Here is a 17096-nt window from a genome sequence, read left to right as displayed (position 1 = left end):
AAATAACAATCAATGTTTTATATTTATAACACTGATCGTTATTGACCAGATTTAAAAATAAGCGATCATATGATGTTTATGTGCTATCGTGTAAAAAACTAATCTCCATGTTATGAAAATCGGCCCAACGTTAAGCGTAATACTTGTTGTTTTAGTAAGCTTTTCTCTTTATTATATGCTGTTTTTATTTTTCGGCCCCATTAAAAGAGAACTCGATACACTTACCCGGCAAGGGCTATTGAGCTATATACTTACTTATTTCATCATCGGAGTACCTATTTTTCTAGGAACTTACATCATTAATAAGCGCGAAGGCGTGTTTAAGAGCTTGGGCCTTTCTGGCAATTTTGTGACCGGAATAACATTAAGTCTTCTTTTTGTGTCGCCCATGCTGGCTGGAGGTCTTTTTATCTTCGGCCTGAATAAGGAGATCAGTATGCAAACTCTGGTTGCACAAACAGTCATCGCCGGTTTTATGGAAGAATTATATTTCAGGGGTTTTCTTTTTGGCCAGTTATTCCGAAAGACAAAACTGGGTTTTATCCCAGCGATATTTTTTGGCGCAGTCGTATTTGGTTCCGGGCATTTATATCAGAGCCAAGATATCAACAGGATGATGGGCATCTTTATCCTCACATTTCTGGGCGCAGTCTTTTTTGCTTGGCTTTTTACGGAATGGAATTATAACTTATGGGTTCCGATATGGACGCATACGCTGATGAACTTGACCTGGATTTTCTTCGACTTTGACAATACATCGTTAGGAGGCGTTTACGCAAACATATTGAGGGGATCTACCATTGCCTTTGCTATCGTATTTACCATAGTTTATAAAAAGAGGAATAGGCAGCGCTTAGCAGTAAACAAGCACACACTAATCCTTAAAAAAAGCGACAACTAGCTATTCTACTATAACCAAGAATGCCATTTTACAGATAAATACGTTCAGAGACGATTGTGAGTAACCGGAACAGCCCTATTTTTTTATATGCCGGAAATTGTATCGCTTATTTTAGTTTTATTAGCAAAAGAGATACATTTGAACATAAACAAACGTCCTTATGAACAGTGCTACTTCCATTTTCGAATCGAACCATAAAAAATTAGGCCTGATTTCTTTCGATTCCTCCTCGCTGGACCTGGTAAACGGCGAAACATTCCGCCATTACATTAAAATATTGCTCATTCCAGCTGGTTACGCACTAACGGTGGACTTCACGGCTTATGAAACCCAAAATCCCACCTTGCTTTTCATCAATACCAATCAATATCTTGACATTCAGTCGGCCAATGAAAATAAAGCCTTTTTAATCCATTACAACCGGGATTTCTACTGTATTCAGATTCATGATGAGGAGGTTGCCTGTGACGGACTCTTGTTCAATAATATTTTTGAGAATCCGATAGTGGACCTATTCGGCGATGAACTGCACGCCATACCCCAGTTATTCGCTCAGATCAGCAATGAGCTTGATTTTCAGGACCGCTCTTCGGAAGAAATGATCCGAACGTACCTCAAGCAGATTATCATCCGAGCAACGCGGCAGTGGAAAAAGCAGAACCTCCAAAATGAAACGCTCGACCTCGTCAGCATGGATCAGGACTTTTTCAGAAACTTCAGCCGACTGGTCAATATTCACTACAGGGAAAAACACAGCGTAGCCGATTATGCAGATCTACTGAACCTTGCCCCGAAAACGCTTTCCAACAAATTCCACAAACTCAACCTTGAAAATCCGAACGAGATGATCAAAAACAGGATCGTCCTTGAAGCCAAACGCCTGCTCCTTTACAGTGAGCTTACCATAAAGGAAATCGCTTATCAATTGGGTTATGAAGACCCGGCTTACTTCAACCGGATCTTTACGCAGAAATCGGGAAAAACTCCGGCGGCTTTTCGGAAAGAAATTAAAAATTAAACTATAAAAGGAAAAAAGTACAATTTATATCGACTTTTTGCTCTTTATTTAGATTGCCTATATGACATACCTTTGTCCTATAAGAAATTAACAATCAAAAATAAAGCGTATGAAACGTAATGCTACCGCCGTTTGGAACGGCACCATCAAAGAAGGAAACGGACATCTGACCACACAAAGTTCCGTTCTGAACCAGACCCAGTATTCATTCAACAGCCGCTTCGCTGAAGGTGTCGGTACAAATCCCGAAGAACTGCTTGCTGCTGCCCATGCAGGATGTTTTACAATGAAGCTGAGCCTTGATCTCACACAGGCGGGTTATCCCCCTAAAAGACTCGAAACAAAGTCCATTATTACCTTGGATAATGGTAAAATCACACAGTCGGAACTTCTACTTGATGCAGAAGTAGATGGCATCTCAGCGGAAGAATTTGAAAAAATTGCCCGAGAGGCCGAAAAAACCTGTCCCGTAAGCGCAGCATTCAGCTTCAAAATCATCTTAAACATCAACCTAAAAAAATAATCACGATGAAGACAATCTATTCAACAGTTTTAACATTGGCGGCACTCGCCATCACAAATTCCAATATCATGGCACAATCAAACCCCGCATCTCAAGACCCCAACATTGGCCGGGAAACAAGAGCATTCTTAAAAGAGTTGAACAGCGGCGACGGAAAACCGCTAGAAACACTTTCACCAAAAGACGCTAGACTGGTGTTGGTGGGCGCTCAAAAATCAGTAAGCTTCGATTATTCCGATATCCAGGAATCAGACAGAACCATTACCCAGGACGGGCAGACCGTAAAAATACATATCGTAAAACCCAAAGGTGCCCAAGCTGACCTACCCGTATTTATGTTCTTTCACGGCGGCGGATGGGTATTGGGAGACTACCCTACCCACAAAAGACTGGTTCGTGACCTTGTTGTCAACAGTGGTGCAGTAGCCGTGTTCCCGGATTACACCCCATCTCCGGAAGCCAGATTTCCCGTAGCCATCAATCAGGCTTATGCCGCAACAAAATGGGTTGCCGAGCATGGAAAAGAAATTGGGGTCGACGCGAGCAGGCTTGCTGTTGCCGGAAACAGTGTCGGTGGAAATATGGCAGCAGTGGTGGCATTGATGGCCAAAGACAAAAATGGTCCCAAGCTAAAACAGCAGGTACTTTTGTGGCCCGTAACAGACTCCGACTTCAGCAGAGCATCGTACACAAAATTTGCACAGGAACGGTTTTTAACAACGCCGTTGATGAAATGGATGTGGGATAATTACCTGCCTGACTTAAAAGAACGCGACAACAAATACGCGTCCCCACTGAAAGCTTCTCTGGAAGAGCTGAAAGGTTTGCCTCCTGCACTTGTTCAGGTGGCCGAAAATGATATTCTGCATGACGAGGGTGTCGCCTATGGAAGAAAATTGGATGATGCCGGTGTTCCAACGACTCTTACAGAGTATAAAGGCTTTATCCACGATTACGGGATGCTGAATCCGCTGGCGCATATCCACGCTGTACAGGAATCTGTGCTAGATGCAGCGACTGTTTTGCGAAAAGCACTGTTTGCGAAGTAAAATACCCTGCATTTCCAAAGAATAACACCAAATGGTTTGACTGTTTGGTGTTTTTTAAGTTTATAATAGCGTCTTAAGCATGTATTTCCCCTAATGACCGGAATTTCTTACAAAATCTTTTCCAATTCATTTCTATGATCCTCACCCCATTGGGCCGTTACCGCAATGACTGGTATAAGGCTTTCCCCTAGCCCAGTCAGTTCATATTCTACTTTCAGCGGAAGCTGATCAAAGACGACTTTATTGATTAATCCATGTTCAATCAATTGACCAAGCTGCACATCAAGTACACGTCGGGTTGCATTGGGGATTTTCCGCTGCAACTCACCCGGACGCTTGATACCTGAATGAATGGCCCAGAGCAGGTTTATTTTCCATTTGCCCTGAACCACCTGCAAAAACAGATGTAAACCGCAATCTAAATTAACCGGAAGCTTTTTTTCGTACATAGCTGATATATTTTACGAAGGCATAAAGTGGGTATAGATAAATTTATCCGTAATTGACACGGTTACTTGATGCCCTTAACTTAGCGGCAAAGTAAATATAAAAATATGAAGTACAAGATATTTGGATCAAAAACAGGACTGCATGCCAGTGAAATAATCTTAGGAGCTGCCAACTTTGGAACAAGAAAAGGCTATGGAGCCGATCCCGAAGAGTCAAAAAAGATTTTAACAGCTTATGCAGATGCGGGTGGTAATTTTATCGATATATCGGATGTCTATCAATTTGGGGAGGCAGAAGAAATCGTTGGTAACTATTTAAAGGGACAGCGAAATAATTTTATTATCTGTTCAAAATATACTAGAAGTAGTGATCCCAACCCTGCAATCAGTAATTTTGGGAATAACCGTAAATCTATGCGACAGGCTGTTGAACAAAGTCTGAAAAGATTGAAAACGGACTACATCGATATTTATATGCCGCATTACGATGATGGTGTAACTCCATGGGAAGAAATAGCTTTGGGACTTCAAGATTTGGTCAGCGAAGGGAAAATAGTGTATGCGGGACTCAGCAATTTCCCGGCATGGAAAGCATCGGCCATTGCATCAGCAACGAAAGTCACTGCTTTACAAATTGAATATAGTTTGTTGCAACGTACCGCAGACCGTGAACTGATGCCGATGGCAAAGGAATTTGGTCTTGGTGTGATGATGTACTCGCCACTGGCTGGCGGACTGTTGACCGCAAAATATAGAAAAGGAGAAGCCGGGCGCATCAGTCATTCTTCTGGCGCTGAATATTCGGAGGACGAGAAAACCAAACTGATCATTGATGAACTGGTATTAGTCGCGGAAAAATATGAAGCAACACCCGGTGAGATTGCATTTGCGTGGAATTTATCAAAAGAGGCATTTCCATTACTGGGAGCACGCAATAGCAATCAATTTGAGCAAATTATTAGCGCTACTGAAATTAATTTGACAGCTGATGAGCTAACCAAACTGGACGCTTTAAGCTCTATTAGCCTGGGGTATCCGCACGATCTGCTGAATACGGTAAGAGGTTGATTTTGAAGGATTGAATCTGATACAAACAGGAAAGAAGAAACATAAAACGTAATCGATAGTAATTCTTAAAGTTTATGAACTAAATTTGAATTTAAAATTGCGCACATGCCAAAAAGAGATCCCATTTTAGTAAACAGCATGGATTCCAGCAGCAGTATGGCTGTTGGAATATGGGATGGTTCAACTCCGGGCATCCTAAAAGCGCTGAATCCGCATCGGCATGACCACTATACCTGCATGCTTGTTGATGCGGGACAGCTGGAAGTTCTATTTGATTTTGAACAGCTGATCATGCCCGCGGGAACGCTTTTTGTTTGCCCTCCCCATCAGGTCCATCAGATCACCACGGTTTTAGGCGCATCCGGTTATTACATTTCCTTCGAAGGCCATCACATGACCAGGTCAGCCAAAGACATGCTTGATGCATCTTTAAATGAAACCCTTATTTTGTCCCTCTCAGCGCCCGAGCAACAATGGTTTACGTCCATCTTGGACTCGCTAATAAATTTGGACAGTATAAACTATAGTGCCAATAAGGAAGTGCAGCAGCCGCTGCTGTCAGCATTTATAACCCAGGCGGTAATTTGTCGAGATCACAGGTCGGCCGCTGTCTCCATAAGTCATAACCCCCGGGTTATGAGTATCGCCAACGAATTCAGAACTCTCGTCAAGCGTGATTACCGCAGCCTTAAACGCCCCGCAGCATATGCCCAGCAGTTAAATATCTCCGTGGCCCACCTGAACGATGTCGTTAAAATGGTGACGGGCTTATCCGCATCAGCGCTGATACAGAAGGAAGTACTGAGCGAAGCACAGCGCCTGCTCTATTATTCGCGATTGAGTATTAAGGAAATTGCGGTGCAGCTAGGCTATAAAGACACCAAGTACTTTATCAGGCTTTTCACAAAAAAAACTGGGCGATCACCGGGCGATTACAGAAAGACGCTACGTTTCAATCCGAACCTGGATTAGACAATCTTATACTATTTCAACTCAAACACGGCTTCTTTTTTGTCCACCTTTTACCGTTGTTTGTCAGTTTTCCGGCATTCATTTTTTGATCAATTTTGCATTATAGATAAGTTGTAAATTTAAATAGTTTAGCTATGAAAATCTTAGTAATCGGTGGTACAGGTCTTACTGGAAGGCTGGTCACAAAAAAACTGGCAAACCTTGGTCATCAGGTAATCATTGGTTCGCCTTCACATGGCGTGGATCTCATGACGGGAGAAGGTCTCTCCCAGGCCCTGGAAAATACAGAGATCGTCATCGATCTATCCAATTCCTCCTCTCCTGAAGAAGAAAATGCAATCCACTTTTTTCAGACCGCAGGAAAGAATCTGGTAAAAGCGGAGCGGACGGCAAACATCAGGCATCACCTCGTACTTTCCATTGTCGGAACGGACGATGCGCTGGAGATCGGATATCTTCGCGCCAAGAAATATCAGGAGGACAATATCAAAAACTCCGGAATACCTTATACCATCATTCGTTCGACACAGTTTTATGAGCATACTGATGCCATCATTGCCGTACAGGGTCAGGGTGACGAGGTATTTGTTTCCAAGATCGACTACCAACCCATTGCCCTGGAAGATGTGACAGACTACATTGTGCAGTTTGCACTCGAGGAGCCTAAAAATGGCACGGTCGAGATTGCGGGGCCTATAAAGGCCAATATGGACGATTTTGTCGCGAAATATATCGCGATCACCGGGAATCACATAAGGGTAGTTTCTGACGATGATAGCAAATATATGCATCTTGTTGTTCCTAAATCATTGCTCGTACCTGCTGGAGCATATTGTGCCGGCAAGGTTCATTTTGAGGACTGGGCACTAAATACAGCTGTGATTTAAGCCATCAGAAAAGAGAAATCACCGAGCTTTGCTGAGCTGGATATCTTATAGATCGATACGCTCAGTAGTTGGTGTATATCAATAGAAAGTGCTGGAATTTTTTCAAGGTTCCAGCACTTGCATTCCAAAAGTAAAGTCCCAAATTATAAAACCATTCCACCATCAATAAGGATTTCCGTTCCGGTCATGAAACTTGCCACATGGTTATCTGACAGATAAATAACAGCTTTTGCAACATCCTCAGCAGTTCCCATTTTTTGCAAAGGGATTCCGCTGATTAACCATTCATCAAGACCTTCCAATGTTTTTTCGTCCAATCCTGCTTTTGTCATAATCTCTGTTTTTGTGGGCCCCGGACTTACTAGATTTACCCTGATTTTTCTTGGTGCTAATTCTGCAGCAGCGGTCTTCGCAATGGAATTCAATGCTGCTTTGCTAGCCTGGTAAATCGAACTATTCGGTTTAGCGGTGGTCGCGACGTTGGATGAAAGAAATACCACTGAAGCACCATCGTTCAACAGGGGAATAAATTTGCTCAAAGTAAAATAAGCTCCTCTGAAATTAATATCCATTACATTGTCAAAATTTTCGGCACTCATATGTTCGATCGGACCTAAAGTTCCGGTGATGCCTGCATTAATAAACAGGATGTCAATTTTTCCGAATTCCTTTTCAATATAGCTTTTGAAATTTTCAATATCTTCCAATTTCCCCTGATCCGCCACAAAAGAAATAGCTCCTAGCTCTGCAGCAGCCTTCTCAATGGCTTCTTTTCGTCTTCCAGTGATAATGACATTGGCTCCTTCCGCGATTAACTCTTTTGCGGTGGCATAGCCTATTCCGCTGTTTCCACCTGTTACGATGGCTAATTTGTTATTCAACTTTTTCATTTTTTTATTTTTTTTACAAAGTTATCAGAGAAATGGTATACTTTTGTTATCAGTATAACTGAGTATATCAGTATCATGAATTATATCACTTAACTTTGTAACCATGGAAAGAGATCAGACAGAAGAACTTAGAGCGTTGCAGGACACCCTTTATTTCATTGGTGGCAAGTGGAGAATACCTGTTATTAATTCGCTTTGCAACGGCAACCGACGTTTTCGCGAAATTGAAAGAAGTATCCCCGGGATTACCACACGAATGCTTTCAAAGGAACTGAAAGAAATGGAATTAAATAAGTTGGTTAAACGAACTGTTTATCCCGATACGCCTGTTTTAATTGAATATGAACCCACTGCATATTGCAGGACTTTCGGGAATATTATTTCGGAAATGATTAACTGGGGTAGAGAACATCGAAAAATGATTGTGGAGGATAAAGTTTAGCCGCTCACGGTCAACTGGATTTTAGTTGGACTTTTGCTACTTGTTATTGAATCCGATTTGAAACGGGCTTTGCTATCTCATTTGGTGTCTTTCCGAATTCTTTCTTGAACGCAAAAGAAAAATGCGACAGATCTTCAAAACCTACTTCCAGATAGACATCACTCGGCTTTCTGGATTGCTCGGCAATTAGAAAATAGGACTCCTGCAATCTTTTTTTCTTGAGCCAGGTGCCCGGAGCCATTCCGAATACACGCTGAAAATCCCGCTTGAAGGTCGAGAGGCTCCTCCCCGTAAAAAATGCAAACTTTTCCAGGCTGATGTTAAACCTAAAATTTTTGTTCATGTATTCCTTTAAATTAATCCGGTCAGGTAACGAGAAATTAAACAATATATGAATGAGGTCAGGATTCGATTTTAACAGAATAATCAGTAATTCCTCTCTCTTGACATCAACAAAATCTGCACTGATCTCCAAATCGCCGGTATAATACGGTTCCAGAGATGTTATAAAATTCTTGATGAGCTTATTTTCCAGAATAAAAACAAAGGCGTCGCCGATGGCTGATGGCCGAATTTCATAAACATGCCGTTCAAGAAAGCGCTTCAGGAATTCCTCATCCAGGGTGATGATGATTTTTTCAAATTCATCATTGTCCTTATATTTCGTATAACGTACCAAATGATGTTTCCGGGCGATACAATAGTCGCCCGGTTTTATGCTGTAGTTTTTTTCGCCGTCATAAGCCTTCATATCTCCCTTCAATAAGTATAAAAAATAGTTTTCCGGTATATAGTTTTCGGGAGAGATCTCCGGACCCAGGTGACAGGATTGGATGTTGTTTACTTTCATGGTTTACCAAATATACTGATCCCTAAGGTTTAATCCTGTACCTGACTAAATTTTAAACTGTCCACGCTTGCAAGTATCGCCTGTTCTTTCGCACGCGGGTGCCAGCCGAGCATTTCTGTCGCCTTTTTGTTGGACATCTTTGTATACTCTTGGGGTGGTGTAGGCTGCAGAATAGCAATTTTTCCGGCCAGTTTGGGGCGTTCCTTTTTGATCAGTTCGGCTACATCATAAAAAGACATAGCCCCTTCCGAAGTTGCCAGAAATCGCTGTCCGGCCGCTTCAGGGTGTAACATCGCTTTGATATGGATATCAGCGACATCGCGAACATCCACCACACCAAATGTAAACGGTGCATTCTTCTTGACGAGTCCGTCAACAATACCCTTAACAACAGTATCCAGCGAGGCCGAGGAAATCCCGCCGAGGATGGGGCCAAAAATTCCGACGGGATTGATGACCGTTAACTCCATAGCTGTGACTGCATCCTCCATAAATTGCCAAGCGGCCTTTTCTGCTATTGTTTTTGACTTTATATAGGCCTGTATCGGGGCATTTTCATCGGTCCAGTCGAGCTCCGTAAAAACATGATTTTTGGGATCGATGCTATAACCGATTGCAGCAAATGAAGATGTGAGCACAACACGTTTGACGCCTGCCCTTTTCGCGGCTTTCAACGCTCGCAACGTACCTTCTCTGGCAGGGGTAATCAGCTCGTTTTCGTCGTTGGGCTGCTCGACGACAAATGGCGATGCCACATGCAGGACATAATCGCATCCCTGCGCCGCTTCATCCCAACCGCTGTCGGAAAGCAGATCGGCCTGATAAAAAGACAGCTGATCAAACGTGCTGATGCCGCCTTCGCTCAGCGCATCCAAGATTTCGTTCTTACGGGCGAGCGTGCGCAGTGTTGTTCTTACGGTAAATCCCCGCTCAAGTAGTGCAAGAATAGTATTAACGCCTAAAAATCCGGTACCACCGGTTACTAAAACTGTTTGATTGTTCATTTCGGATCAATTATTTGAATTTGTAGGTCAATTGTATGGCGTTTTCCGCATAATCCCACAGCCTTTTGGCAAGCGCTTCATCATTCATCGCTGCGGTATGATGATTTGATAGCGCCGGATATCCCGCATATTCTTTCGGACCATCCGGTCCGTAAAATTTTCCGCCTTCAACCGACGCATCTGTCGCTGCGAATAAGCTGGGAAGGGCTCCCTGCCAGGGATCCATCACCTGATCAAATGCAGCAAACATGCCTTCCAGATTTTCATCCGGTATATTCCGCTGTAAATCGGTGCGCGTAACACCCGGGTGCACCGCCACAGCAATCGCTGACATACGGGCATTCCTGAATCTCCGGTCCAGCTCATAGCTGAACAAGATATCTGCCAGTTTGCTCACCGCATATTCACGCCATTCGTCATAGCTCTTTTCCAATCTGAGGTTGTCAAAGTCAATGCTATCCACCAACGTAGCCGCCCCACTGGAAAGTGTCACTACCCGGGCGTTGGCGGCCTGCTTAAGCAGCGGCAACAAATATCCTGTCAGCGCAAAATGCCCCATAAAGTTTACACCGAACTGCAATTCAAATCCGTCATCCGTTTTAGCAGCTGGAGGCACCATTACTCCGGCATTGTTGACGAGTATATCCAGTTTTGTATGCTTTTGCATAAAGAGATCTGCAAATTCCCGAACCTGTCCAATGTTTACGAGGTCGAGTTTTCCATAGTCTAATGTTCCGGTCCCTGCCGTGTCGGATTGGATTATTTGGATCGCATTTTTTGCTTTTTCCACATCTCGTGCAGCGATGGTCACCTGTGCACCTGCTGCATACAATGCTTTTGCTGTTTCAAACCCTATGCCCGTGTTTGATCCCGTCACGATTGCTATTTTACCTGATAAATCAGGTATATTATTTTTTGTCCACATCATCCTTTGTTTTATTCTGCTACAAAATTCGTGGAATAACTGTTACGCCGTTTTGTTGTGAAGTTCAATTTTTCTTTGTTGTGGAGTTCACCTTTCCGTTCTATTCCGAAGGTTTGCGATGTTGTACGAGAATTCGTTCCGTTCCAATGCTGTTACCGGGCCTTGCCCTAATTTTTGGATATCATCGCCGATCAAATCTTTTAAATGCCCTGTTTTGATATACCTGTGTCCTTTAGGAATTTTTAAATAGAGGGAGCTAACGGAATACTTCTGGTTTATTGCTACAGCTCCCTGTATTCCTGAACTCTAATCTTCTATTTGCAGATGCGTACTCAAGGCAATCCGATTCCAACCATTGATGGCCACAATGAGCATAATGATCTGAGCAATCTGATTTTCAGTAAAAAATCGGGACGCCTTACTGTAGGTTTCTTCACTTAATCCCTGCTGGTGGATAAGGGTTATTTCCTCCGTCATTGCCAATATGACCTGCTCTTCCTCGGTGAAAAATTTGGTAGCCTCCCTCCAGGCACTCAACAAAAAGATACGCTCCGGTCTTTCACCGTTTTTAATGGCATCCTTGGTATGCATGCTGATACAGTACGCACAGTTGTTGATCTGTGATGCACGGATTTTGACGAGCTCTTTAAGCGTTTGTGAGATATCAATTTTTGAAAGATAACCTTCCAATCCTAACATTGCTTTGAATGCCAGTGGTTCTGTTGTGCTGATGTTAATTCGTTTTTCCATGATTCTTATTTTTTAATTTGATACTACAAATTTGGAAAATGGAGAGCCGGAAAAACTTAAACGGGTTTAAGAAAAATTCTTTTTGCGGATTTCGCTGAGATACTCCGGTGTAAAGCCCAAATAGGAAGCTACGAGATATTGAGGTACGCGCTGCAGAAATGCAGGCTGGTTTTTGAGGAATTGACGGTATAGCTCCTCCCTGGAGTGCTCGTAAAGCAGCTTGACACGCATCTGTGCAGCAGCATACGCTTTCTGGTACACCATGCGAAAATACTTCTCCATGACCGGGTGCTTTTCCAGTAGATCATCGAAGGCATGCTGGCGAATGACCAGCACTTCCGTAGGCTGTACAGCCTGGATGTAAAATTCTGTGGCGGTCTGATTGATATAAGAGAAGGTCTCTGTCATCCACCAGTTTTCAATGGCGAATTCAGTTGTCTGCTGCACACCCTTTTCATTGATAAAAAATTTTCGCAGAATTCCATCCAGTACAAAATAACTTGCTTTGCAGATCTGCCCTTCGGTCAATACGTTTTCTTTCTTCTTAAGCCGCTGCCGCTCGAAATATCCGGTTATATCGACAAATTCATCGTCAGAAATTTTTATAAATTTATCCAGGTGTTTTTTGAACTGTTCAAGCATTATTACACGTCTGTTTTTCATTATCTTTAGTTCAATTAAGATAATAAAAAATAAGATAACCTCTGCAACATTGGTTGGCGCTTTGTTTCTTTAGTTTATTTACTTAACTACCAAATGGGAGAATATTCGAGAGGGGTTAACACGTGTAAATCAAGAAAACATGTTTACAATAGAACAAATTGAAGCTGCTGATAGCAACGTAAAATCAGGCGCGGACTTTCCTGCCTATATCCAGGAGATCAAAAAATTAGGGGTTACCGCTTACGACGTTTTTGTTGCAGATGGGCACTCTGATTATTATGGTGATAATCATTACAAAACCAGCTCACCAGCTAGTCATGAACCATTGACTATTGGTGGTACTGTTGACGCTGAACAGTTCAAAAAAGGTTTAAAAGAGCATCAACAGGGCAAAACAGACTACCCCACTTTTATGGCAATGTGCGCAACGTGTGGTATCGAAAAATGGACTGTCTTTCTTGACAAGATGACCTGCGCGTATTATGATAATGCCGGGAATGAAATTCTGGTGGAAGAAATACCGCAGTAACACGATCCGCAATTGCGCAAATACACATCAAAGTTAAATTAAACATAGGAAAGAAAATGGGCCAATACTTTTGGATTGCTATACCAGCGGAGCTATTTTTTCAGCATTGCGGAGAAACGATGGAAAAACATCGGGCGCATGCCTATGTTGAGAAGATAAACCGTCGTTCAGGCAAACGGAGTTATCTGAAATACAGCAAGGAAAATCCGTCGGCGTTTCTGGAAAGCTTTTCATCAGCGGATTATCAGGAATTTTACCTGTCAACCTATCCTTTTTCAGATCAGGAAACCAGCGTAGATTCAGGTGTCTTCTATGATTCACCTGTAGCCGAATATACCATTGCAGGAAGCGGTGGCTATGAAACGGACCGGACAAGGGAAATTATCCACTTGCGGCAGATTATGAAGCAAGCGGACAAATCCGCAAAAGCATTTTTTGCCGCCTTACAGCGCAACCTCAAAAAGATCCCCGATCTACGCGATACCCTGAGCAGTGGAAATAAAAACCATTTTTACCTGCCGACATCAAAAAGTATCATTCCCCAAAATGCCCATAGTCGGCTTATAACGATGCCCTGGGAAGAACATTGCCTAAGCAAAGACCTGGTCTACCAACAGCAATGATTCAAATGAGGTATCAGATTGCTACGTTGCTACAGTCGTAGATTATCCACATTTTACTATTGCCGCTTCCCGAATCCAGCCGGGGACCGATCTGGATCCTAAAACGGGGCTAGTAACGCTACTTTTTCAACAAATTTTCATAATTATTTAACACAGCGTAAATATAGTATAAATAAACATTGTTTAGTATTACACAACTTATGTATATTTATATCCGATGAAAAAACGAGCAACATATTATGCTTTCAGTGGCGCCAACACCGCCCTGACCGAAGTCACTACACCTATTCCTACATTACATGATGGTGAAATTTTGGTCAATATCAGTTATACAACGCTCTGCGGTAGTGATCTTCATACCTATTGTGGTTTGCGCAATGAACCCTGCCCTACTATTCTGGGGCACGAAATTGTCGGTACCATCGCGGAAATATCGGCCAGGCATAGCGGACTCGACGTACAGGGAAATAAACTTCAGGCGGGAGATCTCATCACCTGGACGGTATTCGCCAGCGATCCGAATTCGGCCAATTATCAACCCGATACGCCACAAAAAAACGACCGCCTCTATAAATATGGTCATCGGAAGATTACAGAACAGGACGAGCTACATGGCGGATTAGCAACACATATTATCCTACGTCCCCATACTTGCATACGTTTGCTTCCTAAAGCTATTTCATTGCGGGTAGCAGCAACAATCAATTGTGCTGTGGCTACTTCAGCAGGTGCCATAAGGCTCGCTGGCACAATTGCCGGAAAAAATGTACATGTAGCCGGTATTGGATTATTGGGTTTGGTAACTATCGCCATGTGCAAGGAATTGGGCGCATCAAACATTATCGCATCTGATGTGAACCCGGCTCGATTAGAGATGGCAAAACATTTCGGTGCCAGCCATACCATCTATCTTTCCGAACGAGAAAACTGTGCACTATTGCAGGCAATCACGATCGACAGATTTATCGACATGAGCGGCTCGCCTGATGCCATGGAACTGGGCATAGAGACCTTGGGACTTCATGGTCGGGCTATACTGGTCGGTGCAGTTTTTCATCAACGCCCAACAAAAATAGATGCCGAACAAGTCATCCGGAAAATGCTTTGCATCAAAGGGCTTCACAATTATAACTATACTGACTTCTCTTTTGCGGTGGACTTTATTATCAACAACTGGCGGAAATATCCATTTGAATCCTTGGTCGAACGTGAATTTCCTTTAGACGAAGTCAATGCCGCGATCGATTACGCCCTTACGCATAAGCCAATTCGTGCAGGCATATACATGGACAGCTCAACGGCAAAACGATAATGGGAACGAAATTTAGAAGAGATCAATGGAAAATGTTGTTTGTGACGATGTTTTGCTATTTATTCTTTTATACCGGTCGTCACAATTTTGGCTGGGCGGCCAGGGGTATTTCCAAAGAACTAGACATTAGCTTTCAACAAGTGGGGTGGATCAGCTTTGCCATGCTCATGGGCTATGCTATCGGTCAGTTGATCAACGGAAATCTAGCAGACCGTTTAAGTCCCAAATTGATGATCATCACTGGGGGAAGTTTCTCCATTCTTTGCAACCTGTCGATTAGCTTTGCAAATTCTTATTCAACGATTCTTATCCTTTGGACGTTAAATGGTTATTTTCAGTCTATGGCCTGGGGATCTGGAGGTAAACTGATTTCCAATTGGTGGAGCAGCGCCGAACGCGGTAAAGCATTCGGTTTTTATACCATGGCTGCTGGAAGTTCTTCCGTTTTAACATTTTTCATGGCGTTAATACTCGTCCAGCAGGATCAGAGCTGGCGAACATTATTTAGATATCCTATCCTATTTCTTGCCGCTGCACTCCTTGTCTTTTTGCTCGTTGCCTATAGCTCGCCCAAAAGAAAAGGATATACAATACCTGAAGAAGAAACAATCGCCAAAAAACAGGAAAACTGGAAACAATCTTACCAGAAAGTGTTTCAGAACCGCAGCTTTATGATTGCTTCCCTTGCCATCGGCTTTCAGAGTATGGCGCGTTATGGTCTTATTTTCTGGGTACCGATTCACTTTTTAGGAAACAACTATAAGGCGTCTTCCGGCAATATGTGGCTTACCTTATTGATACCAGTAGGCATGGCCCTGGGTGCAGTTTCATTTGGTTATATCTCTGATCTCATTTTTGACAAAAACAGAAGCAAATCAATCGCTACAGGTATGCTTATAAGTAGTGTCATCGCCCTGCTTATTTACTTTGTGCCCATGCACAGCCATCTATTCATCGGCGCACTTATGTTCAGCTCCGGATTTTTCGTCTACGGCCCCCAAGCTAACTTTTGGACCTTATGTCCTGATCTTCTGGGCACCAAACTCGTCGGCACCGGTATAGGTATCATGAACATGTTTGCCTATGTATTTGCAGCCATTGGTGAGCCAATATTTGGTAAACTCATTGATTATACAGGCAATACCGCTAATATATTTCTATTTGTTGCACTCATATGCGCGATCTGCGCAACTATTATCAGCTTTGTTAAAACGAATAATCCAATCATAAATCATAATAAAAGCATGTCCTGAAACTTGTTTACTATCAATTATTTATAAAAAACGAAAAGATGATGAAAATAAACCTCTTCATGTTGCTATTCTTGCTCACATGCACGAACCTAAATGCCCAGCGTATTGTCGTTATTGCCTTAGATGGCTTTAGTACCGAAGGCTTTAAAGGATCTAAACATCCTAATCTTGACAAGCTATTTGATAAAGGCTTGATCACGCTCAGCAGCAGGCCCGTGATTCCTTCGGTTACGCTCCCCAATTGGACGAGCCACCTTACCGGTCAGGGTCCCGAAGAACATGGTATTACCGCTAATAACTGGACATTATCAAAACATCCCCTCAAAGCGATAGAAATTGATACAGATGGTTTTTCGCCGTCGATATTCAAACTATTGAAAGATAAAAAACCAAATGCAAAAACCGCATTCTATTACAATTGGGCCGAACTTATCAATCCGATCAATCAAAAATACCTTGATGAAGTTTCTTTTGAAGAGGACGATAAATACAAGAACAACTATGCTAAAGCACTAAAATTTATCGGCGAAAATAAAAATGGTCCTACACTCGTGTTTTTATATAGCGTCCATGTGGATCATGCGGGGCATGGCTATGGTTGGATGTCTCCCGAATACATTGCTGCAATTGAAGAAGTCGATGTCGAAATCGGCAAATTTGTTCAAAAGCTAAAAGACCAGAATCTTTATGATGACACCTATTTTCTACTGCTTTCAGATCATGGTGGAATCGCTAAGGGACATGGTGGGGTAAGCATGAATGAGATGCAAATACCTTTTGGTATTACCGGAAAAAAAATCAAAAACCTGGGCATGACAGATGCATTCTTTAATAGCAACAGAAATACATCCTGGATATTAGCCAAAATATTTGGAATAAAAGATCTTCCCAAATCTTGGACCGGTATTGCTCCTACTGAAATGTTCAAATAGAGGTGCCTGTTATGGGTATTCCGAACGCAATCTGCTAAAAAGATTACTCATCTAAA

The 17096-nt window shown here is 42.6% G+C and carries 20 protein-coding genes; 13 read left to right on the top strand and 7 right to left on the bottom strand.

Going from position 1 to position 17096, the window contains the following annotated elements:
- The first annotated feature begins 112 nt into the window (after positions 1-112).
- The 4 genes from OK025_RS20915 to OK025_RS20900 all read left to right on the top strand — a co-directional run bounded on the left by OK025_RS20915 (position 113) and on the right by OK025_RS20900 (position 3491).
- Positions 113-901: a type II CAAX endopeptidase family protein gene (locus OK025_RS20915; protein WP_317666662.1), complete on the top strand. Its 789-nt coding sequence runs from the start codon at positions 113-115 to the stop codon at positions 899-901.
- Positions 902-1061: 160 nt separating this feature from the next.
- The gene (locus tag OK025_RS20910; protein WP_317666661.1) at positions 1062-1919 is read left to right on the top strand and encodes an AraC family transcriptional regulator; all 858 of its coding nucleotides are present in this window, start codon (positions 1062-1064) and stop codon (positions 1917-1919) included.
- A 109-nt stretch (positions 1920-2028) separates the two neighbouring features.
- Positions 2029-2442: an OsmC family protein gene (locus OK025_RS20905; protein WP_145326946.1), complete on the top strand. Its 414-nt coding sequence runs from the start codon at positions 2029-2031 to the stop codon at positions 2440-2442.
- A gap of 5 nt (positions 2443-2447) precedes the next feature.
- Positions 2448-3491, top strand: a complete 1044-nt coding sequence (locus OK025_RS20900) for an alpha/beta hydrolase (protein ID WP_317666660.1) — start codon at positions 2448-2450, stop codon at positions 3489-3491.
- Positions 3492-3598: 107 nt separating this feature from the next.
- Here OK025_RS20900 and OK025_RS20895 read toward each other — a convergent pair whose 3' ends face one another.
- Entirely contained in the window at positions 3599-3940 is a 342-nt protein-coding gene (locus tag OK025_RS20895) for a winged helix-turn-helix transcriptional regulator (protein WP_153848237.1), read from the bottom strand.
- 105 nt (positions 3941-4045) lie between these two features.
- Between OK025_RS20895 and OK025_RS20890 the strand changes: the two genes are divergently transcribed.
- From OK025_RS20890 to OK025_RS20880, 3 genes are all read left to right on the top strand, one after another.
- The gene (locus tag OK025_RS20890) at positions 4046-5008 is read left to right on the top strand and encodes an aldo/keto reductase (RefSeq protein ID WP_317666659.1); all 963 of its coding nucleotides are present in this window, start codon (positions 4046-4048) and stop codon (positions 5006-5008) included.
- 105 nt (positions 5009-5113) lie between these two features.
- Positions 5114-5980 carry an AraC family transcriptional regulator gene (locus OK025_RS20885; protein ID WP_317666658.1) on the top strand — a complete coding sequence of 289 codons (867 nt, stop codon included), beginning with the start codon at positions 5114-5116 and terminating at the stop codon, positions 5978-5980.
- 134 nt (positions 5981-6114) lie between these two features.
- Entirely contained in the window at positions 6115-6867 is a 753-nt protein-coding gene (locus OK025_RS20880; RefSeq protein WP_201668105.1) for an SDR family oxidoreductase, read from the top strand.
- A gap of 143 nt (positions 6868-7010) precedes the next feature.
- Here OK025_RS20880 and OK025_RS20875 read toward each other — a convergent pair whose 3' ends face one another.
- Entirely contained in the window at positions 7011-7757 is a 747-nt protein-coding gene (locus OK025_RS20875; RefSeq protein WP_201668104.1) for an SDR family oxidoreductase, read from the bottom strand.
- 103 nt (positions 7758-7860) lie between these two features.
- Between OK025_RS20875 and OK025_RS20870 the strand changes: the two genes are divergently transcribed.
- On the top strand, positions 7861-8199 hold the full coding sequence (locus OK025_RS20870; protein ID WP_201668103.1) for a winged helix-turn-helix transcriptional regulator: 339 nt from the start codon (positions 7861-7863) through the stop codon (positions 8197-8199).
- Between the two features lie 43 nt (positions 8200-8242).
- On the opposite strand, the gene OK025_RS20865 is transcribed toward OK025_RS20870, so the two are convergent.
- The 5 genes from OK025_RS20865 to OK025_RS20845 all read right to left on the bottom strand — a co-directional run bounded on the left by OK025_RS20865 (position 8243) and on the right by OK025_RS20845 (position 12391).
- Positions 8243-9049, bottom strand: a complete 807-nt coding sequence (locus OK025_RS20865) for an AraC family transcriptional regulator (protein ID WP_317666657.1) — start codon at positions 9047-9049, stop codon at positions 8243-8245.
- 29 nt (positions 9050-9078) lie between these two features.
- Positions 9079-10053, bottom strand: coding sequence for an aldehyde reductase (locus tag OK025_RS20860; RefSeq protein ID WP_317666656.1), 975 nt, complete (start codon positions 10051-10053; stop codon positions 9079-9081).
- A 10-nt stretch (positions 10054-10063) separates the two neighbouring features.
- A complete protein-coding gene (locus OK025_RS20855; protein ID WP_317666655.1) occupies positions 10064-10981 on the bottom strand; it encodes an oxidoreductase in 918 nt (305 codons plus the stop codon).
- A gap of 303 nt (positions 10982-11284) precedes the next feature.
- The gene (locus OK025_RS20850; RefSeq protein WP_317666654.1) at positions 11285-11728 is read right to left on the bottom strand and encodes a carboxymuconolactone decarboxylase family protein; all 444 of its coding nucleotides are present in this window, start codon (positions 11726-11728) and stop codon (positions 11285-11287) included.
- Positions 11729-11794: 66 nt separating this feature from the next.
- Positions 11795-12391, bottom strand: coding sequence for a Crp/Fnr family transcriptional regulator (locus tag OK025_RS20845; RefSeq protein ID WP_317666653.1), 597 nt, complete (start codon positions 12389-12391; stop codon positions 11795-11797).
- A 139-nt stretch (positions 12392-12530) separates the two neighbouring features.
- On the opposite strand from OK025_RS20845, the gene OK025_RS20840 reads away from it, so the two are divergent.
- The 5 genes from OK025_RS20840 (at position 12531) to OK025_RS20820 (ending at position 17040) form a co-directional block, all read left to right on the top strand.
- Positions 12531-12920, top strand: coding sequence for a DUF1398 domain-containing protein (locus tag OK025_RS20840; protein WP_317666652.1), 390 nt, complete (start codon positions 12531-12533; stop codon positions 12918-12920).
- A gap of 56 nt (positions 12921-12976) precedes the next feature.
- The gene (locus tag OK025_RS20835; protein ID WP_317666651.1) at positions 12977-13543 is read left to right on the top strand and encodes a hypothetical protein; all 567 of its coding nucleotides are present in this window, start codon (positions 12977-12979) and stop codon (positions 13541-13543) included.
- Positions 13544-13760: 217 nt separating this feature from the next.
- Entirely contained in the window at positions 13761-14855 is a 1095-nt protein-coding gene (locus OK025_RS20830) for a zinc-binding dehydrogenase (RefSeq protein ID WP_317666650.1), read from the top strand.
- The gene (locus OK025_RS20825; protein WP_317666649.1) at positions 14855-16108 is read left to right on the top strand and encodes an MFS transporter; all 1254 of its coding nucleotides are present in this window, start codon (positions 14855-14857) and stop codon (positions 16106-16108) included. The genes OK025_RS20830 and OK025_RS20825 overlap by 1 nt, the downstream gene beginning before the upstream one ends.
- Before the next feature lie 38 nt (positions 16109-16146).
- A complete protein-coding gene (locus OK025_RS20820) occupies positions 16147-17040 on the top strand; it encodes an ectonucleotide pyrophosphatase/phosphodiesterase (protein WP_317666648.1) in 894 nt (297 codons plus the stop codon).
- Positions 17041-17096 lie beyond the last annotated feature (56 nt).

Origin of the sequence: Sphingobacterium sp. UGAL515B_05, from assembly GCF_033097525.1 — a bacterium.
Classification (GTDB): domain Bacteria; phylum Bacteroidota; class Bacteroidia; order Sphingobacteriales; family Sphingobacteriaceae; genus Sphingobacterium.
The sequence above is the reverse complement of the archived record's forward strand: the minus strand, read 5'-3'. Positions and strand labels throughout refer to the sequence as shown.

Coding starts and splice junctions, on each gene's coding strand:
- OK025_RS20915 (WP_317666662.1), top strand. CDS start 113: ATGAAAATCGGCCCAACGTTAAGCGTAATACTTGTTGTTTTAGTAAGC.
- OK025_RS20910 (WP_317666661.1), top strand. CDS start 1,062: ATGAACAGTGCTACTTCCATTTTCGAATCGAACCATAAAAAATTAGGC.
- OK025_RS20905 (WP_145326946.1), top strand. CDS start 2,029: ATGAAACGTAATGCTACCGCCGTTTGGAACGGCACCATCAAAGAAGGA.
- OK025_RS20900 (WP_317666660.1), top strand. CDS start 2,448: ATGAAGACAATCTATTCAACAGTTTTAACATTGGCGGCACTCGCCATC.
- OK025_RS20895 (WP_153848237.1), bottom strand. CDS start 3,940: ATGTACGAAAAAAAGCTTCCGGTTAATTTAGATTGCGGTTTACATCTG.
- OK025_RS20890 (WP_317666659.1), top strand. CDS start 4,046: ATGAAGTACAAGATATTTGGATCAAAAACAGGACTGCATGCCAGTGAA.
- OK025_RS20885 (WP_317666658.1), top strand. CDS start 5,114: ATGCCAAAAAGAGATCCCATTTTAGTAAACAGCATGGATTCCAGCAGC.
- OK025_RS20880 (WP_201668105.1), top strand. CDS start 6,115: ATGAAAATCTTAGTAATCGGTGGTACAGGTCTTACTGGAAGGCTGGTC.
- OK025_RS20875 (WP_201668104.1), bottom strand. CDS start 7,757: ATGAAAAAGTTGAATAACAAATTAGCCATCGTAACAGGTGGAAACAGC.
- OK025_RS20870 (WP_201668103.1), top strand. CDS start 7,861: ATGGAAAGAGATCAGACAGAAGAACTTAGAGCGTTGCAGGACACCCTT.
- OK025_RS20865 (WP_317666657.1), bottom strand. CDS start 9,049: ATGAAAGTAAACAACATCCAATCCTGTCACCTGGGTCCGGAGATCTCT.
- OK025_RS20860 (WP_317666656.1), bottom strand. CDS start 10,053: ATGAACAATCAAACAGTTTTAGTAACCGGTGGTACCGGATTTTTAGGC.
- OK025_RS20855 (WP_317666655.1), bottom strand. CDS start 10,981: ATGATGTGGACAAAAAATAATATACCTGATTTATCAGGTAAAATAGCA.
- OK025_RS20850 (WP_317666654.1), bottom strand. CDS start 11,728: ATGGAAAAACGAATTAACATCAGCACAACAGAACCACTGGCATTCAAA.
- OK025_RS20845 (WP_317666653.1), bottom strand. CDS start 12,391: ATGAAAAACAGACGTGTAATAATGCTTGAACAGTTCAAAAAACACCTG.
- OK025_RS20840 (WP_317666652.1), top strand. CDS start 12,531: ATGTTTACAATAGAACAAATTGAAGCTGCTGATAGCAACGTAAAATCA.
- OK025_RS20835 (WP_317666651.1), top strand. CDS start 12,977: ATGGGCCAATACTTTTGGATTGCTATACCAGCGGAGCTATTTTTTCAG.
- OK025_RS20830 (WP_317666650.1), top strand. CDS start 13,761: ATGAAAAAACGAGCAACATATTATGCTTTCAGTGGCGCCAACACCGCC.
- OK025_RS20825 (WP_317666649.1), top strand. CDS start 14,855: ATGGGAACGAAATTTAGAAGAGATCAATGGAAAATGTTGTTTGTGACG.
- OK025_RS20820 (WP_317666648.1), top strand. CDS start 16,147: ATGATGAAAATAAACCTCTTCATGTTGCTATTCTTGCTCACATGCACG.